The sequence below is a fragment of the Stutzerimonas sp. R40042 genome (genome assembly GCF_026642215.1).
GTDB classification, from domain to species: Bacteria; Pseudomonadota; Gammaproteobacteria; order Pseudomonadales; family Pseudomonadaceae; genus Stutzerimonas; species Stutzerimonas frequens.
On sequence record NZ_CP113258.1, the window covers coordinates 2120868 to 2133481 of the forward strand.

At 66.1% G+C, this 12614-nt stretch carries 9 protein-coding genes; 4 read left to right on the forward strand and 5 right to left on the reverse strand.

Annotated features, from left to right (window positions below; all coding sequences use genetic code 11):
* The first annotated feature begins 106 nt into the window (after positions 1 to 106).
* Entirely contained in the window at positions 107 to 496 is a 390-nt protein-coding gene (locus OUY36_RS10140) for a GFA family protein (RefSeq protein WP_267937899.1), read from the forward strand.
* Between the two features lie 3 nt (positions 497 to 499).
* Here the strand turns inward: OUY36_RS10140 and OUY36_RS10145 are convergent, their stop codons facing one another.
* The 5 genes from OUY36_RS10145 to OUY36_RS10165 all read right to left on the reverse strand — a co-directional run bounded on the left by OUY36_RS10145 (position 500) and on the right by OUY36_RS10165 (position 6657).
* Complete coding sequence (locus OUY36_RS10145; protein ID WP_267937901.1) at positions 500 to 2848, reverse strand: FdhF/YdeP family oxidoreductase; 2349 nt, start codon at positions 2846 to 2848, stop codon at positions 500 to 502.
* Positions 2845 to 3648 (reverse strand): formate dehydrogenase accessory sulfurtransferase FdhD, encoded by an 804-nt coding sequence (gene fdhD / locus OUY36_RS10150; protein ID WP_156245951.1) that lies wholly within the window; start codon positions 3646 to 3648, stop codon positions 2845 to 2847. Before fdhD ends, OUY36_RS10145 begins: the two co-directional genes overlap by 4 nt.
* 101 nt (positions 3649 to 3749) lie before the next feature.
* The gene (locus OUY36_RS10155; protein WP_156245950.1) at positions 3750 to 4652 is read right to left on the reverse strand and encodes a LysR family transcriptional regulator; all 903 of its coding nucleotides are present in this window, start codon (positions 4650 to 4652) and stop codon (positions 3750 to 3752) included.
* Between the two features lie 45 nt (positions 4653 to 4697).
* Complete coding sequence (locus tag OUY36_RS10160; RefSeq protein ID WP_267937905.1) at positions 4698 to 5735, reverse strand: AraC family transcriptional regulator; 1038 nt, start codon at positions 5733 to 5735, stop codon at positions 4698 to 4700.
* Between the two features lie 7 nt (positions 5736 to 5742).
* On the reverse strand, positions 5743 to 6657 hold the full coding sequence (locus tag OUY36_RS10165) for a GGDEF domain-containing protein (RefSeq protein ID WP_267937907.1): 915 nt from the start codon (positions 6655 to 6657) through the stop codon (positions 5743 to 5745).
* A 693-nt stretch (positions 6658 to 7350) separates the two neighbouring features.
* Between OUY36_RS10165 and OUY36_RS10170 the strand changes: the two genes are divergently transcribed.
* The 3 genes from OUY36_RS10170 to tolQ all read left to right on the forward strand — a co-directional run bounded on the left by OUY36_RS10170 (position 7351) and on the right by tolQ (position 12609).
* Positions 7351 to 9834 carry a TonB-dependent receptor gene (locus OUY36_RS10170; protein WP_267937908.1) on the forward strand — a complete coding sequence of 828 codons (2484 nt, stop codon included), beginning with the start codon at positions 7351 to 7353 and terminating at the stop codon, positions 9832 to 9834.
* A 75-nt stretch (positions 9835 to 9909) separates the two neighbouring features.
* Positions 9910 to 11826, forward strand: a complete 1917-nt coding sequence (locus OUY36_RS10175) for a phytase (RefSeq protein ID WP_267937909.1) — start codon at positions 9910 to 9912, stop codon at positions 11824 to 11826.
* 69 nt (positions 11827 to 11895) lie between these two features.
* Positions 11896 to 12609 (forward strand): protein TolQ, encoded by a 714-nt coding sequence (tolQ, locus tag OUY36_RS10180; RefSeq protein WP_003300068.1) that lies wholly within the window; start codon positions 11896 to 11898, stop codon positions 12607 to 12609.
* Positions 12610 to 12614: the final 5 nt, after the last annotated feature.

Genomic DNA, 12614 nt, shown 5'->3' on the forward strand with positions numbered 1-12614 from the left:
TTAGTGCGGTGGTCCGGAGGCGACTACGCTTCTCGGGCGGCCGAGCCACGACCGTGCGCCCGCTACCCCTTAGCGGCGCTTTGGGCACTGACGGAGGAGACGCAAGGTGAACTCATTAACCGGTGGCTGCCTGTGCGGCGACGTGCGCATCGTGACGGCGGGGCAGCCCTATCGAGTCGGCATCTGTCATTGTCTGGACTGCCGCAAGCATCATGGCTCGCTGTTCTACGCCGCTGCGGTGTTCCCGCAGGATGCGGTGACCGTCGAGGGCGAGACCGCCGAATATGCCGGACGCTATTTCTGCCCGCGCTGTGGCTCGTCGGTTTTTTCCCGCCTGGCCGATGAAATCGAGGTGCATCTCGGCGCCCTGGATGCGCCCGACCAGCTGACGCCGACCTACGAATGCTGGACCGTGCGCCGCGAAGCCTGGCTGCCACCGTTTCCGCTCAACCGGCGCTACCCGTACGACCGCGACGACTCCAGCCGCTTCGAATGAGCATCATTGCCCGCTAGCGATCAGCGGCTGCTCGGTCTTCTGCGTGTTCGGCAGCACGCGAATCGCGATGAATTTCGAAGTCGGCGTGTGGCTGCGCTCGCCAAAGCTCTCCAGCGGCACCAGCGGATTGGTTTCCGGGTAGTAGGCGGCGGCCTGGCCGGGCGGAGTGTCGTAGGCGAGCAGGGTGAAACCGCGCACGCGGCGCTCGATGCCGTCGTCCCAGAGCGAGAGCAGATCGACCTGCTGACCGGCTTCCAGGCCCAGCCGCTGGATGTCGGCCGGATTGACGAACACCACATCGCGCATGCCTTTCACCCCACGATAGCGATCATCCAGACCATAGAGCGTGGTGTTGTACTGGTCGTGGGAGCGCAGCGTCTGCAGGATCAGATCGGCCTCCACGCCGTCATGGCGGGCCTGTTCGGGCAGCAGATCGGCCGGCAACGGGTGCGCCTTGAACTCGGCGCGGCCGCTGGCGGTGTTCCATTCGCGCCGGGCAGCGGCATTGCCGAGGTAGAAGCCGCCAGGGCGATGCAGGCGGTAGTCGAAGCCGGTGAAACCGGGAATGGTGGCGGCGATCAGCTCGCGAATACGGCTGTAGTCCTCCACCAGCCACAGCCAGTCCACCGGGTGTTTGCCCAGCGTGGCGGCGGCGATGCCGGCGACGATGGCCGGCTCCGAACGCATCTCGGCGGACGCGGGCTCGAGCTGGCCGCGCGAGGCGTGGATCATGCTGAACGAATCTTCCACGGTGACCGCCTGCGGGCCGCAGGCCTGGCGGTCGATGTCGGTGCGGCCGAGGCACGGCAGGATCAGCGCGTTGCGGCCCATGGTCAGGTGGCTGCGGTTGAGCTTGGTGCTGATCTGTACGGTCAGCGCGCAGTTGCGCAGCGCCTGGCGGGTGCGCGGGGTGTCCGGCGTCGCCAGGGCGAAGTTGCCACCCAGACCGATGAATACCTTGACCTGCCCGGCCAGCATGGCCTGGATGCATTCCACGGTGTTGTAGCCGGGCTGGCGCGGCATCGGCAGGTCGAACTGGCGCTGCAGTGCATCGAGCAGCGCAAGCGGCGGCCGCTCGTTGATGCCCATGGTGCGGTCGCCCTGCACGTTGCTGTGGCCGCGCACCGGGCAGGCGCCAGCGCCGGGCTTGCCGATGTTGCCGCGTAGGAGCAGCAGGTTGGTGATTTCCTGGATGGTCGCCACCGAGTGACGGTGCTGGGTGATGCCCATCGCCCAGCAGACGATGGCCCTGTCGGCGTTGCGGTAGATCGCGGCGGCGTGGCGAATGCTTTCGCGGTCGAGCCCCGACTGCTGCTCGATCAGCGCCCAGGGCGTGGCTTCGATCTCGGCCAGATAGGCGTCCAGCCCGCGGCTGTGCTCAGCCAGAAACGCGTGATCGAACACCGCCGGCGCGCCGCTGGCCTGGGCTTCCTGCTCCCATTGCAGCAGGTACTTGGCGATGCCGCGCAGCACCGCCAGATCGCCACCGAGATTGGGCCGCAAGTAGGCGCTGTGAGTCGGCGCGTCCTGGTTGGCGAGCATCTCGATGGGCTTCTGCGGGTGCTGGAAGCGTTCCAGCCCGCGCTCGCGCAATGGATTGAAGCAGACCACCTGAGCGCCGCGCTCCACAGCCTGCCGCAATGGTTCTAGCATGCGCGGGTGGTTGGTGCCGGGGTTCTGCCCGAGGACGAAGATCGCATCGGCGTGAGCGAAATCCTCCAGCGTCACCGTGCCCTTGCCGACGCCGATGGATTCGCTCAGGGCGACGCCGCTGGCCTCGTGGCACATGTTCGAGCAGTCGGGAAAGTTGTTGGTGCCGAAGCTGCGACCGAACAGCTGGTAGAGATAGGCCGCTTCGTTGCTGGCCCGGCCGGACGTGTAGAAAGCTGCCTGGTGCGGGCTGTCCAGGCCGTTCAAGTGTCGTGCGATCAGCGCAAAGGCATCGTCCCAGCTGATCGGCTGATAGCGGTCGCTGGCGGCGTCGTAACGGACCGGTTCACTCAGGCGGCCCTGGTATTCGAGCCAGTAATCGCTCTGCTGGCGTAACTGGCTGACGCTGTGGCGGGCGAAGAAGGTGGCATCCACGCGGCGGCGCGTGGCTTCCCAGTTCACTGCCTTGGCGCCGTTCTCGCAGAACTTCACCGCACCGGCTTCCGGCGAGTCACCCCAGGCACAGCCGGGGCAATCGAAGCCGCCGTTCTGGTTGGTGCGCAGCATGGCGCGGATGTTCTTCAGCGCGTTGCCACTGCCGAGCCAGGCGCTGGCCACGCTGCGCAGCGCGCCCCAGCCGCCTGCCGGGCCGGCGTAGGGCTGGAAACGGGTGGCGGGATGGAAGCGGGACGTGCGGCTCATGGGTGGCATCCGTTCTGTTCGGGCAGTGCGGGCGCCGGGCTGTAGACCCGCGGCGCGCTGTGGTGGGGCAGGTGAATGAGGTTGAGGTGATGCCGACGCGCCCACTCGACGGTCAGGTGGGTCGGCGCGGACAGGCTGACCAGCGTGCCGATGCCGGCGCGCACGGCCTTGTGGATCAGCTCCAGGCTGCAGCGGCTGGTGATTACGACGAAACCTTCGCTCGGGTTACGGCGCTGCAGCATCAGCGCGCCGATCAGCTTGTCCAGGGCGTTGTGCCGGCCGATGTCCTCGCGGCACAGGGCGATCTCTCCGTTGCCGTCGACATACAACGCCGCGTGCAGCGCACCGCTGTCGCGGGCCAGCAGCTGGGCGTTGGCGATGCGCTGGCGCAGATCGTGGAAATGCCCTTCGGGTGGCAGATCGATTGGCGAAAGTGGTACGAGCTGCGGCAATGCCTGCTCCAGCGCCTGCACACCGCACAGGCCACAACCGCTGTGGCCGGCCAATTGCCGCCGTTGCTGCTTGATGTGCCAGAACGCCCGGGGGCTTACCTGCACTTCGGCATGCTGCGCGCTGCCATCGCCCCGCAAGCGCAGATCGCGTAGATCATCGATGCGCTCGATCAAGCCGGCGCTCAGGCTGAAGCCGATAACGAAGTCTTCCAGATCCAGCGGTGTCACCATCATCACGGCCTGATTGAGGCCGTTGTAGCTGATGGCCAGGGCACATTCGTCAGCCAAGAGCGCCGCGCCGAGATCCGGAGCGTTGGCGCTTGGGGTATTGAGGGTGGCGTATTGCATGGCGATGGCCTGCGACAGGTCGACGCAGGGAGCCTAGGAGCGCTGGGATGGATCGTCCAATCGCTATGTTCGATAGGGTGATCGAGCGTATCGATCGTCCGTCAGGGGATGACAGGTCTTTGCCGCTGCAACAGCTCGCGTGCCTCGTTGAAGCAGGCCTCGCCCAGCGCGGAGCGTGGCGAGCCGCGACGCAGGATCAGCCCCAGCGGTGCGAGGGTACTGGCATCGTCGATGGGCGTCAGGGTCAGCCGGCTATCCAGTGCTTCGAGGCCGCTATCCAGCGGCATGATGGCGCAACACAGTCCGGCCCCTACGGCCTGCAGCAGATGGTGCACGGCATCCGTCTGCAGCCGCGGCGCCAGGCTCAGGCCACGGCTACGCAGCGCATGGTCGATGGACTGGCGAAAGTGCATGCCGCCGGTCAAAAGACCGAGCGGAAGATCGGCCAGGGCATCCCAGCGCAGCGATGGCGCGTCGAAGCGAAAATGGCGCTCGTCATGCAACAGCCCCATGCGAGTTTCGCCGAGCGGCAGGCTGGTGAAGTGCGCGTCATCCAGCCGTTCCAGATAGGACAGGCCCAGGTCCAGCAGATTGCGATTGAGCCGTTCGAGAATCTGATCGCTGCTCAACGCGAACAACTCGAAGCGCAGGTTCGGGTGGCGCTCGCCGAAGGCCTGCACCAGTTGCATCGGGTCGAAACCGGCCAGCGGCACCACGCCCAGGCGCAAGGTGCCGACCAGCTGACCACGGCAGGAGGCGGCTTCGGCCAGCAGGCCGTCCTGTGCGGCGAGCAGGCTGCGCGCCCAGGCCAGGATGCGCTCACCCTCGGCGGTGAAGCCTTCGAAACGCTGGCTGCGGATCACCAGTTGCAGGCCGAGCTCGTCTTCGAGGCCGCGCAGGCGCATCGACAGCGTCGGCTGGGTGACATGGCAGCGTGCCGCCGCCTGACCGAAATGACGCGTTTCATCCAGCGCCACGAGAAACTTCAGCTGCTTGATATCCATGCCCGCTCGCCTCGAAGGTAGTGCGGGCGGCACCTTAGCACGCCGTCAGGGGGCGTCGAACAGCGGCTGCAGCCCGCTGGGCACCACGCCGGTCCAGCGCTTGAAAGCACGGCGGAAGTTGGTGGTGTCGTTGAAGCCGAGGTGCCGCGCCACGGCCTCGTTGCCTAGGCCGCGGGCCTGATAGAGGTAGAGCGCAACGTGCGTGCGCACCAGATCGAGCTGTTCCTGGAAGTGCGTGCCGTGCTTGGCCAGCTTGCGCTTGAGCGTCGCCGGACTCATGGCGAACGCCAGCGCGACGCGCTCCAGGTTCAGCGGCTCGCGGATGTTGTCATGCAGGTATTGGTAGAACGCATCGAGAAAGGCGCAGGGGCCTTCCAGCGTATCGATCTGCTGCTGGCTGGCCTGTTGCGCGACCTGGCCTACCGTGGCCGAAGCATCCGGCCAGGGCTGATGCAGGTACTCGCGAGGCAGGCTGAGCAGGGTCAGGTGGCGGTCGAACTGCAGCGCGTCGCCCAGGTGCACCCAGTACTGCTCGACATGGCGCGGCTGCGGATAGGCAAACTGAAAGCGCCAGGGCAGGCGCAGGCCGCTGCCGCGCTTGCACAGCGCGACGATGGCGGTCAGGTGCGCCTCGATGAGAAACCGTTGGTGGCGGCCGGCGCTGCCGTTGTCCAGCCAGTAGATGTGCAGCTGCTGTTCATCCAGCAGCAGCCTTGGCGCCAGCAGCGGGCAGAGCAGAGCGCGGAACTGGCAAAGCCGCTCCAGCGCCTGTTCGAGGTTGCCGGCGTTGGCCAAGGCAAGGCTGACATCGCCGTAGTGCCCGGGCAGCAAGCGCTGGCCGAACAGAAAGCTGCTGTCCGCAGCACCCAACAAGCGCTCGGTGTTGCCGATGAGCGTCAGCAGTTGCTGCGGGCTGACGCGGGCACGGCCGCTGGCGACGTCCTCGTAGAACAGCCCGCTGCCACGCAGCAGCGCATGGCTGTCGATACCGCGCGACAGCGCCAGGTCGAGCAACACCGCCGGCTGGTGGTGGGCGGCGATGAAGCGGGTGTCCCATTCGTACCAGCGTAACGGGCTTTCCATGATCGCCTCAGGCGCAGTGTGGCAGTGACTGCTTGGCCTTGGCCAAACCGAGGTTGAGGCGTTTGAGCAACTGCTCGGCATCGTCGTCGAAGGCCATCACCACCGCGGTGCTGGCGCGCAGATGCAGGCGCTCGCCATGCTGGCGGGTCTTGTGCGCGAGGCTGGCGACGGCGGTCTGCAACTCCTCGGCGAGTTGTCGCGCCTGTTGTTCGGCAGTATCGGGCAGCAGCACGACGAAGCGATCGCCAGCCAGACGGCAGAGCAAATCCTGATGGCGCAGGTTGAGCACCAGCAACTGGGCCACGGCCTGCAACACCAGATCACCCTCGGCCTGGCCGTAGCGCTGGTTGACCCGACTGAACTCGTCGAGGTCCACCGCCAGCAGCGACAGCGGCCTTTGCTCGTCGGCGGCCTGGCGCAGGGCCTGATCCAGCTGCCGCCGCAGGTATTCGGCGGTGCCGAGCGGGGTCAGGTTGTCGAACAGCCGATGCTCGCGGAAGAGCCGCTCGCGTTTGTGCATCTGCGCGTTGATGGCGCGCTGTTCCTGGTTCAGGTGGTAGATGCCGAAGGTCAGCAGCAACAGGCCCGCCGGCATGGGCGCGGTTTCCAGCCAGTTGTCCCAGGCGATGTTGGCGGGGATCTGGATGAACTCATCGAGCAGGTCCATCCACCAGGAAAAACAGATACAGGCCAGACCCAGCGCCAGCAGCCGCGTCACCCGGCCGGCCGGGCGGCTGTGCAGCAGCATGACCAGCCAGGCGAGGGCGAGGGCTGCGCAACCGCCTTCGCCGACGACGTCCATCCAGTCGATCTCGCCCCAGGATTTGACCGTGCCGACGGCGAGCAGCAGCTGCAGACCGACGTTGGCGGCCAGGGCGAGGCCGAGGAGGGTGAGGGTGTGGAGTTTGAGAAGGGATTTCATCGGGTCTCCGTGGCGAGGGATGGCGCCAGTGCGTGAGGGCACGGAAACAGATGGATGTGACGGTTGGATGAATGGGGTGGGGGTTGAATTGGCTCAGGGGGTTTTTAATCTTTTGGGGCGTCAGACGAATTAGGGAGTTGCTTGATAGCTGGGTTTCGCCCTGCTGGGCGACCTACTTTTTCCAGTCGCGGAAAAAGTAGGCAAAAACGCTTGCCCCTGCATCCGGCCCCGGCTGCGCCGGGGTTCGTTCTCTACGCCGCCGCTCCGAGGGTCGCCGTACAAGGGCCATCCATGGCCCTTGCGCGGCGACCCCCGGAGCGGCGATGGAGTGAGGGAAGTCGAGCGCAGCGAGACCCGGATGGCAGGGGCAAGACTTTTTGGTTCCTTTTGGCGGGGCCGGCCATCCGGGCGACTGCCAAAAGGAACTCGCGCAGCAGCGCGAAACAGAAGGATCGGACCTCCCGAAAAAGTGGGTTGGTCCCCACAACTTGATCCCAGCGTGTCTGAGATAGGCAACTCGTATCCATACCGCTAAAAACAGGTCATATCAGCTCAACCCCACCCCCAAAATCCCCCAAAACCCACCTTTCCAAACCCTCCCCCAATTTCCTGTCACAGAACCGCCATATCCCCCACCTACCGTCCGCTGCAGTTCCGGGATGGACCCGGTAAACACCGTTCGGGGGATTGTTCATGAGCACATACCGCAGCGGCATCCGCCATGCAGGATTCCGCATCAGCCTGCTGGCCCTGGCCGTCAGCGCCGGTTCAGCCTGGGCCGAGGAGCCGCTTGTCATGGAGCACGTCGAAGTCATCGGCCAGGCGGTCAGCATCGACGAGGCACTGAAGGACCAGCGCAATTCCGACAGCGTCGAAAGCGTGGTTCACGCCGATGGCATTGGCCAGCTGCCGGACGACAACGCCGCCGAGGCGCTGCAGCGCATTCCGGGCATCTCGGTCGAGCGCGACCAGGGTGAAGGGCGTTTCGTCAGCGTGCGCGGCATCGCGCCTGACCTGAACAGCGTCACCATCAACGGCACCCTGGTCCCATCGCCGGAGAGCGATCGCCGTGCCGTGGCGCTCGACGTGCTGCCATCGGAGCTGGTGCAGTCGCTGTCGGTGGTCAAGACGCTGACGCCGGACATGGATGCCAACTCCCTGGGCGGCACCATCGAGGTACAGAGCCTCTCGGCCTTCGACCATGACGGGTTGTTCTACAGCCTCAGCGGCGAGGGCAGCTATGACGACAACGTCGACAAGACCAGCCCGAAATTCTCCGGCGCCATCAGCGACCGCTTCAGCCTCGGCGATGGCGTCGACAATTTCGGTGTCGCCGCGGCCGTCAGCTGGCAGGAGCGCGACTTCGGCTCGGACAACGTCGAGACCGGCGGCAAGTGGGACTTTGCCGACGACGGGGCGCGGCTGGAGGAACTCGAGCAGCGCGACTACGAGATCACCCGCGAGCGCACCGGCTTCGGGCTGAATTTCGACTACAAGCCGGACGATGTCAGCAGCTACTACCTGCGCACGCTGTACAGCCGCTTCAAGGACACCGAAACGCGTAACGCCGCCGGTGTCGCCTTCGAGGATTCGCAGCTGCCGGGCGAGACCGGTGACGCCGAGGGCTGGCGCGAGCTGAAGTCCCGCGAGGACACCCAGACCGTGCAGTCCTATGTGTTCGGCGGTGAACGCATGATGGGCCTGTGGACCCTGAGCGGGCAGGCCGGTTACAGCCAGTCGCGCGAGCGCAATCCGGGCGGTATCGCCAGCGCGACCTTCGAGGGCGATTTCGCCGATGCCGGTTTCTCCAGCAGCCGCAAGCCGCGCCTGATGATCGATTCGTCCTTCTACGACCCGGCGTCCTTCGAGCTGGATGAAGTGGAGTGGGAGAAAAGCGACACCCTCGACCGCGAGAAGAACATTCGCCTGGACCTGGCGCGTGAATACGACATCCAGGGTTACGCCGCCCAGGCCAAGTTCGGCGGCAAGCTCAGCCGCCGGCACAAGGACAACGATAACGAAGTCTGGAAGTACGACGATTTCGACGACCTGACCCTGGCCGATTTCCAGGGCGGCAACGTCGACTACGCGCTCGGCCGCTTCGGCCCAGGCATCAGCGCCTCGGCCATCAAGGGCGCGATTGGCGGTCTCGATGCCAGCGAGTTCTACGATGAGGAGGAGTCGCGCATCAATGACTTCGACATGCACGAGGACATCAATGCCGCCTACCTGATGAACACCGTGGACATCGACCGCTGGCGCGTCATCGCTGGCCTGCGCTACGAAGGCACGCGCTTCAGCGCCAAGGGCACCGGCCTGCGCGACGGCCAGTTCGAGTCCATCTCCAGCAGCAATGACTACCACCACTGGTTGCCCGGCCTGCACCTGCGCTACCAGCTGACCGACGACACCATGATCCGCGCCGCCTGGACCAACAGCGTGGTGCGCCCGACCTTCGGCCAGCTGGCGCCGGGTTTCGTCATCGACGGCAACGACGCCGAGTTCGGCAACCCCGATCTCAAGCCGCTGGAGTCGATCAACTATGACCTCGGCATCGAGCACTACATGGGCCGCGCCGGCGTGGTGTCTGCCTATCTGTTCTACAAGGACATCGACAACTTCATCTACAACACCGATCTGGCCGGCACCGGCCAATGGGCCGCGTTCGACGAAGCGCTGAGCTTCCAGAATGGCAGCAGCGCGAAGCTCTACGGCCTGGAGCTAGCCTACTCGCAGAAGCTCGACTGGTTGCCGGCGCCGTGGAATGGCCTGCTGCTGGGCGCCAACGCCACCTTCAGCCAGTCCGATGCGGACATCGAGGGGCAGGGCATGCAGCGCAGCATCGACCTGCCGAACCACTCCGACACGGTCGGCAACCTGATGCTCGGCTGGGAGAACGACCGGCTCAACCTGCGCCTGGCTGCCAACTACAAGTCGGACTACCTCTACGAGGTAGCCGGTATCGACGACGAGGCGCACGACCTGTACGTCGACGATCAGCTGTTCGTCGATTTCAAGGCCGGCTACTTCATCACGCCGAGCCTGCAGTTGACCTTCGAGGCGCTGAACCTGACGGACGAGACCTACTACGTCTACAGCGGCCGCCACGCCTACAACGCCCAGTACGAAGAGTACGGCCCGACCTACAAGCTCGGCCTGACCCTGACCCACTTCTGACCCTATGCCGCTCCGGTGCCCGTCGTTCCCCTTTACGGCCGGGCGCCGGCCCGCGGCAGCCTGAATGGATACACCATGAACGCACTACCCAAAACCCTGTTGCTCGGCCTGTGCATCGCATTGGCGGCTTGCCAGTCCACACAGCCAGATACCCCGGCGAAGTCGGCCCGGCTGACCTTCAGCGAACCGCTGCTGGCCGGCCTCGAGTACGCCCAGCTGCTAGACGGCGACGCCCTCTGGGCCGGCGCCGACCGTGTACAGGTCGATGACCAGGGTCTGCAGCTGCTGGACGCCGCCGGTAACAGCCTGGCGCGCCACGCCGGGCGCTTCGAAGGACTGGACCATCGCGTCGACCGCCAGGGCCTGCTGCTGGCCACCGTCGAGCGCAAGCGCCAGCAAGCGATGCTGATCGGCCTGAATGCCGCGCGTGCCTGGAGCCAGCCGCTATACCTGCCGCGCACCGCATTCGCTATCGAGGGGCTGTGCCTGTACCGCGACAGCGCGCGCAACGACTTCCTGTTCCTGCTCGGCGAGGAAGGTATCGGCGAGCAATGGTTGGTGGGCAGCCAGGGCCGCCTGCTCGGTGAAGCACGGCGCGTGCGCGGGCTCAGCCTGCCGCCGCAGAGCACCTTCTGCCAAACCGATGACATCGCCGGGCAGCTCTACGTCAACGAGGAGGACGTCGGCTTCTGGCGCTACCCTGCCGACGCCGAGGCGCCGTTGCAGCGCGAGCCGGTCGATCTGCGCCAGCCGTTCGGCAGCCTGACCCATGCCGCAGCGGGCATGAGCCTGGTGCCGGGTGGACTGCTGGCGCTCGATCCCGAAGCCTCGGTGCTGCATCTGTACCGGCAGAACGAAGCCGGCTGGCAAGCCGATGAAGTCATCGCACTGGATGGCTTCGACGAACCGGAGCGCATCAGCGCCCGCCGCAGTGCCGAGGGCGTCGAGTTGCTGCTGGCGGACGAACGCGGCTTGCAGTCGGCCCGTCTGGACTGGCAGCCGACCGCGCTGTCGCAGCCCGAGCCGATCGTCAGCCTGCCGGCCGCAGTTGAGACCGGCCCGGTGCCGAGCCTGGGTGATGCCGCCGATGATCCGGCGATCTGGGTCCATCCGCGCGATCCGGCTGGGAGCCGTGTGCTCGGCACCGACAAGAAGGGCGGCCTGGTGGTGTACGACCTGGACGGCCGTCAGGTGCAGGACCTGCGCGCCGGCCGGCTGAACAACGTCGATGTGCGCAGCGGCTTCCGCCTTGGCAGCAAGCGCGTGGACCTGGCCGTGGCCAGCAATCGCGATCACAACAGCCTGCACCTGTTCGCCATCGACCGGGCGAGCGGGGTGCTCCGCGATGTCGGCGAGGTCGCCACGCCGCTGAGCGAAATCTATGGCCTGTGCATGTTCCAGGATCGCCAGGGCACCACCTACGCCATCGCCAACGACAAGGACGGCACCTTCCTGCAGTACCGCCTCGATGGCAGCTCCGGCCAGCCGCGTGGCGAGCTGGTGCGGCGCTTCAAGCTGGACAGCCAGCCCGAGGGTTGCGTGGCCGACGACCGCAGCGAGCGGCTGTTCGTCGGCGAGGAAGACGTCGCGGTGTGGGTGGTCGATGCCCGCGCCGAGGTGCCGGCGGTGCCGGAACAGGTCATCGGTGTCGGCGGGCCGGTCTACGACGACATCGAAGGTCTGACCATCTACCACGGCGAGCGCGGCGACTACCTGGTGATTTCCAGCCAGGGCAACGACAGCTATGTGGTGCTCGATGCCCAGGCGCCCTATGCCGTACGCGGCGCCTTCCGCATCGGCCTGAACGCCGAGCGCGGCATCGACGGCGCGTCCGAGACCGATGGGCTGGAAGTCACCTCGGCAGACCTCGGCGGCATCTGGAACCGCGGAATGCTGGTGGTGCAGGACGGCCGCAAGCGCATGCCCGAGGGTACGCAGAACTACAAGTACCTGCGCTGGTCGGCGGTCGCCGATGCGCTGGGGCTGGATTGACGTCATCGCCCGGTAACCGACCCGCCATCCAATAGCAGCTGCCCCAGTCGGGGCAGGAGGAAACGATTCATGCAAACGACTCTCGAGCACATGTCCATCTGGGGCCTGATCAGCGAAGCCAGCCTGGTGGTGCAGGCGGTGATGATGATTCTGGTCCTGGCCTCGGTTTCGAGCTGGTACCTGATCATCCGTCGCAGCGTGGCGTTGCGCAGCGCCGAACGGCTGCAGCGCGGCTTCCTGCAGCGCTTCCGGCAGGGCGGCGATCTCGCCCAGCTCTATCGCGAAGGCCAGGCGCAGCCGTTGCCGGACGAGGCCGCGCTGCAGCGCATCTTCCTCGCCGGTTACGGCGAATTCGCCCAGCTGCAACGCCAGCCGGGGATCGCGCCGGATGTAGTGGCGCAAGGAGTCGAGCGCAGCCTCTACGTGGCCGTCGCCGAGCAGGAGGAGCGTCTGGAGAAGGGCCTGCAGTTTCTCGCGACCGTGGGTTCGGTGAGCCCCTATATCGGCCTGTTCGGCACCGTGTGGGGAATCATGAACTCCTTCCTCGGCCTGTCGCAGGTGCAGCAGGCGACGCTCTCGACCGTCGCGCCGGGCATCGCCGAAGCGCTGATCGCAACGGCCATCGGCCTGTTCGCGGCGATTCCCGCGGTGATGGCCTACAACCGCTTCGCTGCCCGTGGGCAGACGCTGGTCGGCCGTTACTACGCCTTCGGCAACGAGTTGCAGGCGCGCCTGCATCGGCGCCTGCATGCCGCTTCGCCCAACGTCGCCGCAGCCGCCTGAGGAGG

Coding starts and splice junctions, on each gene's coding strand:
- OUY36_RS10160 (WP_267937905.1), bottom strand. CDS start 5,735: ATGGAAAGCCCGTTACGCTGGTACGAATGGGACACCCGCTTCATCGCC.
- fdhD (WP_156245951.1), bottom strand. CDS start 3,648: ATGCAATACGCCACCCTCAATACCCCAAGCGCCAACGCTCCGGATCTC.
- OUY36_RS10145 (WP_267937901.1), bottom strand. CDS start 2,848: ATGAGCCGCACGTCCCGCTTCCATCCCGCCACCCGTTTCCAGCCCTAC.
- OUY36_RS10165 (WP_267937907.1), bottom strand. CDS start 6,657: ATGAAATCCCTTCTCAAACTCCACACCCTCACCCTCCTCGGCCTCGCC.
- OUY36_RS10155 (WP_156245950.1), bottom strand. CDS start 4,652: ATGGATATCAAGCAGCTGAAGTTTCTCGTGGCGCTGGATGAAACGCGT.
- tolQ (WP_003300068.1), top strand. CDS start 11,896: ATGCAAACGACTCTCGAGCACATGTCCATCTGGGGCCTGATCAGCGAA.
- OUY36_RS10175 (WP_267937909.1), top strand. CDS start 9,910: ATGAACGCACTACCCAAAACCCTGTTGCTCGGCCTGTGCATCGCATTG.
- OUY36_RS10170 (WP_267937908.1), top strand. CDS start 7,351: ATGAGCACATACCGCAGCGGCATCCGCCATGCAGGATTCCGCATCAGC.